15 protein-coding genes are annotated in these 14,888 nt (G+C 37.8%); 6 read left to right on the top strand and 9 right to left on the bottom strand.

Annotated elements, in window-relative coordinates:
* Window positions 1-102: 102 nt before the first annotated feature.
* Entirely contained in the window at window positions 103-2,007 is a 1,905-nt protein-coding gene (locus KJS44_RS04520; RefSeq protein WP_008689305.1) for a sensor domain-containing diguanylate cyclase, read from the top strand.
* Between the two features lie 299 nt (window positions 2,008-2,306).
* Here the strand turns inward: KJS44_RS04520 and KJS44_RS04515 are convergent, their stop codons facing one another.
* The 7 genes from KJS44_RS04515 to KJS44_RS04485 form a co-directional block, all read right to left on the bottom strand.
* Window positions 2,307-3,038: an ABC transporter permease gene (locus tag KJS44_RS04515; protein ID WP_008689307.1), complete on the bottom strand. Its 732-nt coding sequence runs from the start codon at window positions 3,036-3,038 to the stop codon at window positions 2,307-2,309.
* The gene (locus KJS44_RS04510; protein WP_008689309.1) at window positions 3,038-3,877 is read right to left on the bottom strand and encodes an ABC transporter ATP-binding protein; all 840 of its coding nucleotides are present in this window, start codon (window positions 3,875-3,877) and stop codon (window positions 3,038-3,040) included. Before KJS44_RS04510 ends, KJS44_RS04515 begins: the two co-directional genes overlap by 1 nt.
* Before the next feature lie 140 nt (window positions 3,878-4,017).
* A complete protein-coding gene (locus KJS44_RS04505) occupies window positions 4,018-4,887 on the bottom strand; it encodes a YitT family protein (RefSeq protein WP_008689312.1) in 870 nt (289 codons plus the stop codon).
* A gap of 368 nt (window positions 4,888-5,255) precedes the next feature.
* Window positions 5,256-5,885: a polymer-forming cytoskeletal protein gene (locus KJS44_RS04500; protein WP_008689314.1), complete on the bottom strand. Its 630-nt coding sequence runs from the start codon at window positions 5,883-5,885 to the stop codon at window positions 5,256-5,258.
* Window positions 5,863-6,207, bottom strand: coding sequence for a LiaF transmembrane domain-containing protein (locus KJS44_RS04495; RefSeq protein WP_008689315.1), 345 nt, complete (start codon window positions 6,205-6,207; stop codon window positions 5,863-5,865). Before KJS44_RS04495 ends, KJS44_RS04500 begins: the two co-directional genes overlap by 23 nt.
* Entirely contained in the window at window positions 6,204-6,875 is a 672-nt protein-coding gene (locus tag KJS44_RS04490) for a DUF4004 family protein (protein WP_008689317.1), read from the bottom strand. Before KJS44_RS04490 ends, KJS44_RS04495 begins: the two co-directional genes overlap by 4 nt.
* The gene (locus KJS44_RS04485; protein ID WP_008689319.1) at window positions 6,848-6,997 is read right to left on the bottom strand and encodes a hypothetical protein; all 150 of its coding nucleotides are present in this window, start codon (window positions 6,995-6,997) and stop codon (window positions 6,848-6,850) included. Before KJS44_RS04485 ends, KJS44_RS04490 begins: the two co-directional genes overlap by 28 nt.
* A gap of 226 nt (window positions 6,998-7,223) precedes the next feature.
* Here KJS44_RS04485 and KJS44_RS04480 point away from each other — a divergent pair, with 226 nt between their 5' ends.
* From KJS44_RS04480 to KJS44_RS04470, 3 genes are read left to right on the top strand one after another with little or no spacing between them, the layout of a single operon-like run.
* The gene (locus KJS44_RS04480) at window positions 7,224-7,793 is read left to right on the top strand and encodes a TetR/AcrR family transcriptional regulator (RefSeq protein WP_008689320.1); all 570 of its coding nucleotides are present in this window, start codon (window positions 7,224-7,226) and stop codon (window positions 7,791-7,793) included.
* Window positions 7,794-7,804: 11 nt separating this feature from the next.
* A complete protein-coding gene (locus KJS44_RS04475) occupies window positions 7,805-10,735 on the top strand; it encodes an acyl-CoA dehydratase activase-related protein (RefSeq protein WP_008689321.1) in 2,931 nt (976 codons plus the stop codon).
* 4 nt (window positions 10,736-10,739) lie between these two features.
* On the top strand, window positions 10,740-12,038 hold the full coding sequence (locus tag KJS44_RS04470) for a 2-hydroxyacyl-CoA dehydratase (protein ID WP_008689322.1): 1,299 nt from the start codon (window positions 10,740-10,742) through the stop codon (window positions 12,036-12,038).
* A 104-nt stretch (window positions 12,039-12,142) separates the two neighbouring features.
* On the opposite strand, the gene KJS44_RS04465 is transcribed toward KJS44_RS04470, so the two are convergent.
* Complete coding sequence (locus tag KJS44_RS04465; RefSeq protein ID WP_008689323.1) at window positions 12,143-13,039, bottom strand: hypothetical protein; 897 nt, start codon at window positions 13,037-13,039, stop codon at window positions 12,143-12,145.
* Window positions 13,040-13,200: 161 nt separating this feature from the next.
* Here KJS44_RS04465 and KJS44_RS04460 point away from each other — a divergent pair, with 161 nt between their 5' ends.
* Window positions 13,201-13,869, top strand: a complete 669-nt coding sequence (locus KJS44_RS04460; RefSeq protein ID WP_008689324.1) for a uracil-DNA glycosylase — start codon at window positions 13,201-13,203, stop codon at window positions 13,867-13,869.
* 141 nt (window positions 13,870-14,010) lie between these two features.
* Entirely contained in the window at window positions 14,011-14,430 is a 420-nt protein-coding gene (locus KJS44_RS04455; RefSeq protein ID WP_008689325.1) for a C-GCAxxG-C-C family (seleno)protein, read from the top strand.
* Window positions 14,431-14,495: 65 nt separating this feature from the next.
* On the opposite strand, the gene KJS44_RS04450 is transcribed toward KJS44_RS04455, so the two are convergent.
* Complete coding sequence (locus KJS44_RS04450; RefSeq protein ID WP_008689326.1) at window positions 14,496-14,873, bottom strand: hypothetical protein; 378 nt, start codon at window positions 14,871-14,873, stop codon at window positions 14,496-14,498.
* Window positions 14,874-14,888: the final 15 nt, after the last annotated feature.

Here is a 14,888-nt window from a genome sequence, read left to right as displayed (position 1 = left end):
CCATAAGATAATCGTGAAAAATAAATTCAAAAAGATTTCGATATTTTTTAAAATGTAAAGAAAATGAGCGTATAATAATGAAAAAGAGTTAAGAGGGTTCTTATGAAAAAACATATACTTGCAAAAACAAATATATTTATCTGTATTATCATTATAATCGGTTACTTGATTACTTCCTTTGTCAGCTATAACAGTAATCATACCATGCTAAAAAAAGATATCGAACATATTTCGGATCTGAGTAGTGAAAGCATCTATCATAAAATAGATTCACTATTTACAAAACCTATCAACATCTCCTTAACCATGGCCAATGATACCTTTTTAATGCAGCATATGAAAAATGAAAATGCGCTTACAGATGATGCTAACTTTGTAAAAACAATCACAGATTATTTGCATGCCTATAAAGTGAAATACAATTTTGATTCCGTCTTTTTAGTATCTACCAAAACAAAACGCTATTATCATTTTGATGGCATTGATCGAATCCTTACAAAAGATAATCCGGAAAACACCTGGTATTATGAATTCCTTAACAGCAAAGATGATTACAGCATTAATATTGATAATGATGAAGCGAAGAAAAATGAGATTACCGTGTTTATCAATTGTAAGCTAAAAGATGTTAATAAGCATATAATTGGCGTTATAGGTGTTGGTTTTCGCATTGAACATCTGCAAGAGCTGTTGAAGCAATATGAGAAAAAATTTAATGTGAAAGCTTTTTTGATTGATGCAAACGGCACCATTCAACTCTCTACGAATATTTCCGGTTATCAAAAACAAAAGTTAGCACAAAACAAACGTTATGAAACCCTCTTACCAAAATTAATGAAGGAAAAGGAAGAGAGTGTTTCTTTCTGGTACAGCGAAAAACCTTACAGCGGTTATCTTATCCGGCAACCTTTGAATACTATACAATGGCAATTGCTGATTGATCGCGATACAGCACAATTAGAGCATTCCATGCATCAGCAGTTAGGCATTGGTTTTACTATCATTTTGATGGTTATTATTCTTGTCTTAGGAGTTATTACGTATATCGTACGCAAGTATAACAAGAAGTTGATTCATTTAACTCTGGAAACAGAAATGAAACATCAATCCATCTTCCAACAGCAAACCGAACAGATTTATGATACTATTTATGAAATTGATGTGACCCATAACTGTGCTGCCAGTGAAGCTACCGAAGACTATTTCTATAGCCAGGGCATTCCTCGAAAGACTCCTTATGATGAATCTTTAAAGATCATTGCTGAAAAACAAATCAAACCGGAATTTAGAGCTGGTTATTTGACAGTCTTTGATCCTGCGCATATCTTACAGCTATATGAGGAAGGCATTACGTCTACGCAATATGATTTTATGATCAATAATGGGAATGACAACAATTACTATTGGATGCGTATTACCGTTAAGATCTTTTATTGGGATGATGACCAGTCCATTCGTATGTTTGTTTATCGCCAAAATATTGATGAAGAAAAACGCAAAGAACTCTTCATGAAGAAGAAAATGGAAAGTGATTCTCTGACTTCCCTTTATAACAAAGCCGCTACTCGTTCTTATATCCAACAGAAACTGATGCAAAACACTGATCAATATTATGCTTTCTATATCTTAGATATTGATAATTTCAAAGATATCAATGATGCCTATGGTCATGCAGTTGGAGATGAAGTCATCGTAACTTTTGCTAATATCTTAAAAAATCAATTCCCAAAGGATGCAATCATCGGTCGTATCGGCGGTGATGAATTTGTCACTTTACAAGCAGTTGCGTCCAAGCAAGAAGCACAAGCCAAAGCAGAAGCACTTGTGAACATCTATCATAACGCAAAACGCCAAGGATTATGCCACTACACAATATCCGCCAGCATCGGCGTAGCTGTGACAATACACAATTTGGATAACTTCGATTCGCTGTATCACAATGCGGATAAAGCACTCTATGAGGCAAAAGAAAACGGTAAGAATCAGTATCGTATGTATGAAAAATGAATATTGCAGTAAAAGATAAACAAAAAGAAAAGGAAGATTGCTCGGTGAAATTAAAAGCGTAGGCAATCTTCTTTTGTTATCGAATACACATGCAATTTTTTAAGGCTTGTATACTACTTGATATGCACGAATATCTGATCCTCATTTTGAATAAAGCAGCTCTGTTCTGCTTTAACAGTAAAAGGCTTCTTCGTTTCCACTACGATTTTTTTCGCCTAGACCGATCCAAAGGCATCCTACATAGTGTTCATCCTTAAACAACCCGGTTAAGTTATGATTTTGTTAAAAGTTCACTTTCATTAGTTATCAAAACCTTTTTTACGATACATCATGGCAAATGTCACAACACCTAAGAGAATCCAGGCAAGAATAATTCCAAAATCCAGCAAATGTTCTTGACTTAAGATGCTCATACCATTCATCGCATCATTAATAATCGCCATCATTCTGGTTGTCGGTACGATACTGGCAATCTTATCAATCACTTCATTCATATTCTGAAACATCGGTGGTATCAAAAACAGAATCATCAATGGTGTTGATAAGGTACTGGTAGACATCTGATCCTTCGACAGCAATCCGACAACCGAACCAAACAACAGCATGGAAATGGAAGTCACTGTCGTTACCAGAAGAAACATTGGCAAATAAGAAAGCTGCGTTGCCGTGATAAAGAAGATCACGATTGTGATGAGTTCCATTAAGACAAGTACGGAAATAATCTTGCTAAAAATATATTCAAGCGCTGACACATCACTCAGCATCAAGACACGCAAGGTATTTTTTTCTTTTTCTTCTGCTACCATCATTGCCAAGCCGGTAAGTGGAATAGCGGAAAGATTCAATAATTCGCATAAAGTTAAAACAAAGTTACTCGGCATTCCTGCTTCTTTAACATCCCCAAATATGGTCTGATATAACACAGCAAAGCCAATCGGTAATAAGATCATGATCAGCATATTCTTATTCGTAAACATTAAACGAAAGTCTTTTTTGATTAGCACAGCTAATGTATGCATTCGCAGTTTCATTATAATTCCCTCCCTGTCACATCAAGAAAAATTGTTTTCAGATCAGGCTCTACCGAATTTATACGCAAAATATTGCCTTGTATTGCTGCCAATGTTTTCATCAGACTTGCTGTATCTTTTGTTGTATGGTATTTATTGCCTTTATCATCCAAAATGACAACTTCATTTTTGGCATATTTTAATTTTAATTCATCTGGACTTCCCATTTCTTTGATTTCCCCTTCATTTAAAAAAGCCACACGATGACATAACAAATCGGCTTCACTCATATTATGGGTCGTTAAGAAAATCGTCGTACCTTGGCGATTTAATTCAAAAATCATCTCATATACAGCCTCACTGCTGGCAGGGTCTAAAGCACTGGCAGGTTCATCTAAAAATAAGATCTTAGGTTTATGCAAAATAGCACGTGAAAATAATAAGCGTTGCTTCATCCCTTTTGACAAATGCTCAACCTTTTTCTTCTTTGCTTCATACAATCCTGTCTTCTGCAAAACCTCATCAATATACGATGTTGAAATTTTCTTCAGATCGGCGAAAATCTTTAGATTTTCATACACTGTTAATTTTTCATATAAACCACTATTATCGGATAAGACACCGATATTTTGATATAATTCATCCTGCAATTCATCCACTTGTTTCCCTAAGATCAAAAACGTTCCATGATTTGGCTTCAACTGATTTGTTAACAGCTTGATCGTTGTTGTTTTACCGGCTCCACTTGGACCCAGAAAACCGAAGATTTCTCCCTCTTTGATTGAGAAACTGACATCTTTTAAAGCTTTTGTCTCTTTAAAAGAAATTGCTCCATGACGTACTTCTACGATTGTATTCATATCACTCACTCCCTTGTGTGTATCTCTTTAAGTATACACGAAATAACCTCATCATTTCAATTTGATGCTTTGCAATAAAGCCGATAACTGTTTATCATCTATTGTATTTGTCATAACTTACTTACCTTCATAAAAGATGATTATAATCGCTTTTCAAAATTGCCACTCACCGTAGGACCCTCATTAAAAATCACAAAGGCATTTGGATCAAAAGAGGCAACAATGCGGCGAATCTGATGTTCTTCGTATTTATTTATCACTGTCACAAGGATGCGTGTCTGTGTTTTCGTATAAGCCCCGGCACCATCCCAATAGGTTACACCTCTTCCTGTTTCTTTCATGATGGCTTCTTGAATTTCCTGATTCTTAGTAAAAATCATTGCAGTCATATTAATATTTTGATAATGTGTGCGATCCAATACTAAAGAAAAACAGGTCATATATAAGATAGAATAGATCGCCGTAGGCACATCAAAAAGGAAAGCACATAACAGATAGACAAAAGCATTGACTATTATCGATAATTTCCCCACACTGAAATTGGCAAATTTTCGCGTAAAATAAACACCTAAGATATCCAGTCCTCCTCCACTGCCCCCACTACGCAATGCAATACCAATACCAAAGCCACAGATGATGCCCCCTATCAAACAGCTGGCAAGCACATCGTCTAGGATAGGTGTTTCCGGTATAAAGATAAGACTAAAAGCAAGTGTTTGTGCAATGACACACAAAAGCGTCTTCACAAAGAACTTTCGAGAAATGCTGCGATATGCCAAAATAAATAATGGCAGATTCATCAAGAAATTGATGATACCGGCAACATCAAAGTTGGCAGGCAATGAGATATGCGCATATTGTATTATAATCGTTCGAATGATCTGGGCAATACCGATCACTCCGCCACTATATAAATTTAAAGGTACGATGAATAAGTTAACACCCGCTGCGAAAATAAAGCCTCCTGCAATGACCATCAATATTTTATAAGTTTCATTTTCTATTTTCATATATAAAACCCTCACTCGTTATCATCAGCATTATAGCATAGAAGAGGTTTTTATGGGAATGTTTCCTGCTTCGATGCAGCAATTTTCCAAATCGTGCCTGCGTGCTTGCGATATGACATACATCCTAGGTAGCAAAGATGTCTTCTTTATCGCAACTGTTTTATCAAATGATCCTTTCACATCAACTGTAGTTTATAGCAATTTGCATCGATAAAGCGTTATTCTTTCATTTCTCTATCCTTACCGCAACTTGCTTAATGATAAAATAAAATCTTTGATAACGATTAAAGACTTTTTCAAACATCCTATAAAAAAGAAAAGAATCCTTTGTTTGACCAAACAATGGGATTCCTTTGCATGAAACGTGTTTACATACGTTTTTGTATACAATCGCCTTCGATTTTCTTAATACGGCAGGTTGCATCATAGCGCAATGTACCATTGCAATGCACATAATCAACTACGCAGCCTCCCTGTAGAACAATATCCGTTGCGGAAATAGAATTAGCTCGAATATTACTTGCTCGCAATGTTGTACATTCAATTGTATTCGCATGATTTGTTTTTCCCCAATTCTTGCCAAAGCCAAAGGCAAATACGCCTAAAATACCGCTGGCAAAATTAATGACCACTTCATCACCAAACAAATCATTCAACACGGCACAGCCATTGATAATGACCTTATCCGCATTCACTTCTCCGTTATTCTTTAACATGCCATCTACGCGTATATCATCTGCATAAACTTTACCATTTTCTGACTTTACCATGCCATCGATATCCAACTTATTCACTCTGATATCTTTGGCAACCTTCAGCATTCCATTCACATCCATTTGCTCCGCCGTAATACTGCCCTCTGCATTGCAAGTGCCATCTATATCAATCATATGACATTTGATATTGCCGTTTATCTTTCCCATACCATCAATTTTGATACGATCATATTCTCCTTCGGTAATTGTTCCAAAACCATCAATCCTTACATCCATACTCATACCATTTTGTCCTCCTTGCGAATAATAAATGTAACCCTGCACAGATACAGCCAACTGCTGCCACTAGGGGCACGCTTAAACGAAAATCAATCCAGTGATTCGCATCTGCCAGAAAATATACTCCTAAGCTTAATACCATCAGCATCATAAATTGAATACCGTATTTTAACAGACTGATGCAGGCAGGTAAGATCAGAAACAGACTCCACCAGCCGGGGAAAAATAAGGTAAACTTCCACAGTTCAAATAACTCTCCTAAATAGCCAGCACCTACTGCGATTAACAACAATCCCCAGATAATATTTTTTGCATGCTTGCTCATGAAACGACCTCCTCATCAAAGGTAAACGCAAACGTTTCCTTATACTTTACTTTCATTTGTGAACTCAATTCCTGTAATGATACACTTCGCAAGATTTTCATACGCTCATCAAGCCAATACCAGACATCCTGATTGGTGGATGCTGCAGGTTCTTGTAAAGCGAGCACGTAATGATCTTCTTGTACCTGCACAAGTAACATTCGCCATTCATGTGAGTGGATATGCGTTAACGCATGGGCACTGGATTGAATCAATGCCATCCGCGTGTTTTGGGAAAATGCATATTCCTGATTCCATTCACTGATGACCATCATCACCAAAATCTCATAGAAGGAAAAGCAATCCTTTTCCATTACATCCATAAACAGGGCGGCCACCTCAATATCAATCTCGCTGAATTCTTCCAGATCTTCTTCTGTAAACATGCGATTACTAACCTCAGGAGTCAGCATCTTCGCTAATTCTTCTAAAGAATATGTATCCTTCATCTGTTGAATTGCACGGATCCGATTTAATATACGTTCTTTCGGGAAATAGGTTTCCTGTCCTGTGGGACTAGGACGTTTCACAAACCAGCTTTCCGGTATCAGACCTTCGCGTTTCCAACGATATAGCTGTCCATAAGAAATACCGGTTTCTTTTAATAAATCTTTTTTTGAAATCTCCATAGTCGTTTCACCTTCTTCTCATTGTCATTTTGTAATACTCCAGATGATATTGCTCGTTCAATAAATGCAGCTTTTTGATCGATAGATTTTCGGCATACATCTGCTTGTTGCATTTCATACATATCAGCCACCTCTCTGCCGTTAGTGTAACATTGTTTTATTACACCTATATATTAACAAAACATTGTTACGTTGTAAAGAAAAAAAACATAAATTATTAAAATTTATGCGAAAACGTTTTCATAAACTTACCGATATCACTCTCAGGTAAAAATTAAATCAAATCTATTGACCGGTGGTCACTAAAGGGGTAAACTAGTTACATGTATGAAAAAAGGAAGTGAATATATGGAAGAGTTAAACAAACGCAGCCGTATTCAAAATGCTGCAGTTGCCTTATTCAGCGAACAAGGCGTAGAGGCAACCAGTGTCAATGATATCGTGCGGCGTGCGAATGTCGCAAAAGGCACCTTTTACATATATTATAAAGATAAAAAAGAACTGATCTCCCAGATCCTGACTGAAAAACATGGCAAAGCTTTGAATGATTTGATGAATGCATCATATGAGAAAAGCCGTCAGGGTATGATGGATTGGCGCCATGCATTTGCCAATGAGCTAATTTCCTTTTATCGCCATAATCCAAAGATCTTAAAGATGATCCAAAAAAACATCACCTCCATCTTTGACTGTGATAAGCATCGAGAACAAGTCTTAGCCCATATCGAAAAGTTGGATGCTTTCTTACAATGCTTTCATCAGGAAAAAGAGAGTCGAAAAGATGCCATGAATCGCTTTATGCTGATGATGGAGATGATTGGCGTCATTAGTTTTCACGCCATCTTTTATGAGCAGCCTGATACGATGGACAGCGTAGAACCGGTACTGCTGAAAATGATTGAGCGCATGTATTTGTAAGGAGGATTTCCATGACATATAAATTAGGAATTGATGTAGGATCTACTACATTAAAAGCCGTTCTATTAAATGAACAAGATGAAATCATCTATAAAAGCTATGAACGCCATAAATCGCGGGTACGCGAAATGAGCGTTGAGAAGATAGAAGAATTAAAACCGTTGTTGCTTGGTCATAAAATTGCCATAGCCATTACCGGAAGCGCCGGTCTTGGGGTGGCAAGTGGAGCTCAGCTTCCCTTTGTACAAGAGGTATTTGCGACAGCACAGGCGGTCAAGAAATATTATCCAACTACGGATGTAGTCGTTGAATTAGGTGGTGAGGATGCCAAGATCATCTTTCTAAAAGGCGCTTTAGAAGAACGAATGAACTCGACATGTGCCGGTGGTACCGGAGCGTTTATTGATCAAATGGCTTCCTTGTTAGATGTTGATTTGGAAACGATGGATCAACTATCGTTGCAATATACGACCCTATATCCAATTGCCTCACGTTGTGGTGTCTTTGCGAAAAGTGATGTTCAGCCTTTAATCAATCAAGGTGTTGAAAAAAGCAATTTAGCTGCCAGTATCTTTCAGGCAGTCGTTGATCAAAGTATTGCCGGATTGGCACAAGGCAGAAACATTGAAGGCAATGTTTTATTTCTGGGAGGGCCTCTGCATTTTCTAAAAGGATTACAAAAGCGTTTTAAAGAAACCTTGCACCTTAATGAAGATGAGGCAAACTTCCCCGCTTTAGCACCTTATTTTGTGGCATTAGGAAGTGCGGTATATGCGGATAATGAGACAGTGCTCTATACGTATGAAGAGCTATTGCATAAAATGAAAACGATGGCACAACAAAAAGTCAAAAATGACGGTCTGCCTCCTTTATTTGCCAGTGAACAAGACTATCAAGAATTTGTCCAACGTCATGCCAATGCCCATGTAGATCGAAAAGATATTCATAAGTATCAAGGAAAGGCATGGTTGGGGATCGATTCTGGAAGTACGACAACCAAACTTGTCCTCATTGATGAAGAAGATAACATTCTGTACGAAAGCTATGCCAATAACCAAGGCAACCCGGTCGATGTTATTCAAAAAGAATTATTGCAGATTTATGACTTGATGGAAGATCGCATTACCATAAGTCATGCTGCCGTTACCGGCTATGGTGAAGAATTGATGAAACATGCCTTCCATTTGGATATCGGTGTTGTGGAAACCATGGCCCATTATCAGGCAGCGAAGCATTTCAATCCCAACGTCGATTTTATCATCGACATCGGTGGTCAGGATATGAAATGTTTCCGTATTAAAGACAATTCCATTGACGATATCTTATTAAACGAAGCTTGCAGCAGTGGCTGCGGCAGTTTCATTGAAACCTTTGCGAAGAGTATGGGGTATGAAATCAAAGAATTTGCTCGGATGGGATTGCATGGAAAGCATCCGGTTGACTTAGGTACACGCTGCACCGTTTTCATGAATTCCAGTGTGAAACAAGCACAGAAAAATGGTGCCAGCATGGAAGACATTTCCGCCGGCTTATGTATCAGCGTCGTAAAAAATGCATTGTATAAAGTTATTCGTGCAAAAAGTGCCGAAGAAATCGGAAAAGAAATCGTTGTACAAGGTGGCACCTTCTTAAACGATACCGTATTGCGCAGCTTTGAATTAGAACTAGGCCGTCATGTCATTCGTCCAGGCATTGCCCATCTGATGGGGGCTTATGGAGCTGCCTTACTCGCGAAACAAAAACATGCTAATACCTCTTCCATACTCGATAAAACCGCACTAGAAAACTTTACACATACCTCACAAGCCAGCAACTGCGGTTTATGTACCAACCACTGTAATCTGACCATAAATACATTTGCGAATGGCACTCGTCATATTGCCGGTAATAAGTGTGAACGTCCGATCATTGGTCGTGCCAATAAAGAAAAACTTCCTAATCTCTATGATTTCAAATATGAAGAACTATTGAAATGCAAAGGAATCAGCGGTGTTCGTGGAAAAATCGGGATTCCGCTTGTGTTAAACATGTATGACAACCTTCCCTTCTGGCATTCCTTCTTCACCAATTTAGGATTTGAGGTGGTCTTAAGTGATCGTTCCAGCAAAGCCTTATATGCGAAAGGACAGCATACGATATCCTCTGATACCATCTGCTATCCAGCAAAGCTAGTGCATGGACACATTCAATCCTTGATTGATAAAGGTATTGATACGATTTTCTATCCCTGCATGAGTTACAATGTAGATGAGCAGATGAGCGATAACCATTTCAACTGTCCAGTAGTTGCCTATTACCCTGAAGTCATTGAAGGCAATATGGATTTAGAAGGCATCACCTTCCTTTATCCTTATGTTTACTTGGAAGATCGTCATACTTTTGAAACAAAAATCTTTGAATACTTCCGCTCACAGGATATGGATATCACTTATAAAGAAATTACGGCAGCTGCTTCTCATGCGTATGTTGCCTATGAAGAATTTAAACAAAAGATCCAACAGGAAGGTGCCAGAGCTTTAGCTTTTGCGCAGACGCATCATCGTAAGACGATCGTATTAGCGGGACGTCCTTATCATGTCGATCCGCAGATCAATCATGGCATTCATCGTTTATTAAGCAATTTGGGATTTGTTGTCGTTAGCGAAGACAGTATTCCAAAACAATCGCAACGCCCAAGTATCCATGTCTTAAATCAATGGACCTTCCATGCTCGCATGTATAATGCGGCACAGTTTGTAACGACGCAAAACGATATGGAACTCATTCAACTTGTCAGTTTTGGCTGTGGCATCGATGCGATTACCGCAGATGAAGTAAAAGATATCTTACGTCGTCACAATAAATTATATACACAGATCAAGATTGATGAAGTTGATAATCTTGGTGCCGTGAAGATTCGCTGCCGTTCCTTATTGGCGGCAATGGAAGAAAGGGAGGGATAAATTCATGAACCGTGTAGAATTTACCAAAGAAATGAAGAAGACACATAAAATCCTTGTGCCCATGATGCTGCCGATACATTTTCAATTTTTACAAAACATCTTTCGCCAAAACGGCTATCAGATGGAGTTGTTACAGACCAAAGGACAACAGATCATTGATGAAGGATTGAAAAATGTGCATAACGATACTTGCTATCCGGCATTGTTGGTCATCGGTCAAATGATCGATGCCTTAAAATCAGGAAACTACGATACCGATCACATTGCTTTGGCCATTACCCAAACCGGTGGCGGCTGTCGTGCCTCTAACTATATCCATTTGCTGCGAAAGGCACTAAAACAAGCTGGTTTTGGCCATGTACCTGTCATTTCCGTTAATTTTTCCAAGTTAGAAAAAAATAGTGGATTCAAATTGACAGGCAGTATGCTACTACGACTATTATATGGTTTTCTATATGGAGATATGCTTATGTGGATAAAAAATCAATGTAAACCATATGAACGGCATGCCGGTGCAAGTGATGCACTTGTCCAAAAATGGATCAACCGTATCAGTGAACAATTTAATTCTCTTTCCTTTTTAAAGCTTCATCACAATTATGTAATGATGTTAGAGGAATTTGCGGCTATTGAACGTGAGAATACACCGAAAATTCAAGTGGGTATTGTCGGAGAAATCTATATGAAATATGCCCCTCTAGGTAATAATGAATTAGAAGATTTCTTGATCAAGGAAGGCTGTGAACCAGTCGTATCCGGAGTTCTTGATTTCGGTTTATATTGCCTGGAAAATACGGTCATTGACCATGAATATTATAATCGCAGCCGCAAAAGCTATCGCTTTGTTGCCATGGCCAGTCGTTATATTCAGCATTTACAGATGAAAGCCATCAAAGCCATTCGTCAACAAGGTGTCTTCCGTGAACCCGATACCTTTCAAGAAGTTATGGAAAGCAGCGAAGGCATCATTAACCGTGGTACTAAGATGGGAGAAGGCTGGCTGTTAACAAGTGAGATGGTTGCCTTAATCAAAAGTAATGTTTCTAATATCGTTTGTTGTCAGCCATTTGGCTGTCTGCCAAATCATATCGTTGCTAAAGGCATGACACGTAAAATCAAAAATATCTATCCAAACGCCAATATCGTCGCCGTTGATTACGACCCAAGTGCGACACGGGTAAATCAGGAAAATCGTTTAAAGCTAATGTTGAGCAATGCGCGTTTAACGGCTCGCTTTGCCCAGGCCGAAGAAGAAAAAAGGGCAGCTGCCAAACAACAGGCATATGCATATGAGACACGATAAAAAACATTGTATTTTATAAGAATATGCACATATAAAATGAAAAAGAAGTCAAAACCAGATCAAATCACAGGTGATGACTTCTTTTTATGTAGAAATGCATACTGTTATACTTTTTGTTTTTCCTTCTTTACAACTGTAATCTGAAAACTATGCATAAGTTCCTCATCATATGCTTGTCCCAAATTTTGAAACGTTGGCAAAAAAACATAATTCAAGCGTTGTTCATAAGGCAATTCTTTGGCTTTACCAGATGCATAACAGATACCTTTGATATCGGTCTTTCTATTATAAACGGCTGCTGTTAACAACTGTGATATGACATAATTGCTCTTAAAGGCATGCTTTTCATTATCCTTTGCCCATATGGATAAGGCGTATTTTAATGGCATGGTACATAAAAAAGCAAACAATTGTTCATGCGAATATCTTCTTTTTTCCATCTGTGGATAGGATACGCTCACATCCAATAAAGAAAATGCTTTTAAAGGACAAAATTCACCATAGGATATATTGGTTTTTCCCAATTCCTTATACATACAAGGAAGACTGCCAGCCAGATATAAACAAGGTATCCCTGTGATTGAATAGCGCTGATTCTGAATCAAATAGCGTTTTGTAAAAGGGATATGATAAAATTCTTGACAATCAAGCAGTGGCATTAAAGATACTCTTCCTCGATATAATACATTTGGAAGCTGCTGTACACGCTCAAACATCATGTCATATGTTTGATGATGAAAGGAACACTGCAACATATTTTGCATCTGAGAAGAAGCTGTATTCATCCTTCCCTTTAAATAATTACGCCAAATATCATTAATTTTATTACGTAACTTATATAAATATGTATATTCTTCTATAGTTAAGATATCGGCCTTTTTTATAAGATGTAAGAAACGCAATGTTTTTTGTAAATAAGCACTACGTACCTCATGATCATGTTCAACCATCGTCTCAAGTGGCAGCTGTTCTGCCAGCTTTTGCAATAATAAAGTTTCCATCATAACTCCCTAAGCCTTTCGTAAGTTCTAGTTCATTATATAACAATTCATAATAAAATGAGTAGAAATTATAGTAGAATGTTGCTTTCCCTTATTTTCTTCTCGATAACGTTTACTTCATGATACACATAGAGTAAAATAAAGAGGAAAGAGGTGTTTTTATGGTACAGATTGGCAATGTTTGGGACGAAATATTAAAAGATGAATTTGCGAAAGAATATTACCAGAACATCCGCAAATTTTTAGTATATGAATATAATCATCATCCGGTATATCCTAGCATGTATGATATCTTTAACGCTTTAAAATATACACCGTATCATTGTGTTAAGGTTGTTATTTTAGGACAAGATCCATATCATGGCAAAGGACAGGCGCATGGCTTATGCTTCTCCGTTAAAAAAGGAGTTACCCCTCCCCCATCTTTACAAAATATCTTTCAAGAATTAAAAAACGATGTTGGCTGTAACATCCCTTCTCATGGAGAATTAACGAAATGGGCAAAACAGGGCGTATTATTGTTAAATACCGTATTAACCGTTCGCGGTGGTCAGGCGAATTCTCATGCCAATCATGGTTGGGAACAATTAACCGACGCGATTATTCAAAAGTTAAATGAACGCGAAGAGCCAATCGTCTTCCTTTTATGGGGGCGTAATGCCAAAAATAAAATGGCACTTATCACCAATCCGGCACATCTTATTCTATCATGTGCACATCCTAGCCCATTCAGTGCGGATTACGGTTTCTTTGGCTGTCGGCATTTCTCCAAAACCAATGACTTTCTAAAACAGCATGGACAAACACCTATTGATTGGCAGATTGAATAAGAAATATCTTGCACTTTTTGTATCAATTCGCTTATAAAACAAATAAAAATAAATGGTAATGCATGAATTTCACATCCCTTTCTTGACACGAAAAACAAGCATGCTAAAATTAATTCGTATGAAGAGAAAGGAAATTGGTTTATGTTAAAAGAAGTTGCTATAAAGTATTATCGCATGGGATATAACTGTGCAGAAAGTATCATTCGTGCGGGAAATGAGGTCTATGATCTGGGGCTACATGACAAGGACATGAATATGACCGCCGCTTTTGGGGGAGGTTTTCAAATTGGGGATGTCTGCGGTGCCCTCAGCGGTGCAGCTTGTGTCATCAGCTCTCGCTATGTAGAAACCAAAGCACATGATTATGCAGATATGCGCCCATTGACGCAAAAGCTGGTCATCGCTTTTCAGAAACGCATGGGTTCTCGCCTATGTGCGCAAATCAAACCGGTATTTCATAATAAAGAAATAAAATGTGAGAATACAGTTGCTACTGCTGCTGAAGTATTAGAACATGTTATCATGGAATGGGATGCAGAACACAACACTGTAGAGCAATAACATAAAGCTGCCCTATGACAAGAGCAATCTTCACTCTTGTCATGAGCAGCTTTTTCTATTCTATTTCATCCACGTTTCCCCGTTAAAATAAATTGTATCAATTCTTCAACATCATCAAACACATCATAATCACCAAAAATACCTTCTCTATGATAAACAATCCCATTCTTTTCATTCGCTGCCAGACAATCTAAAAGTTTTTCCTCGCCATATCGCTTTGCAAATAGAGTAAAGCCATAAGGTTTGCTCTTACTCAACATACCCTTGCGACATTCCTTGTCACATTCATAACAATGTCCGTATTGTTTTTCTTTTGAGCAATTGCGATTTTCACAAGCATCCATAAAAGCACAATTGTCACCTAAACACCCCTGACAAGTCGTATTTTCACTACATAAACAACAGGCAAGTCCACAGCGCGCAATACCATATTCTCTTTTCATCTTGCATCCTCCTAT

It is taken from the genome of Longicatena caecimuris, assembly GCF_018406465.1.
Taxonomy (GTDB): domain Bacteria; phylum Bacillota_I; class Bacilli_A; order Erysipelotrichales; family Erysipelotrichaceae; genus Longicatena; species Longicatena caecimuris.
This window is presented reverse-complemented; position numbering and strand designations above follow the sequence as displayed.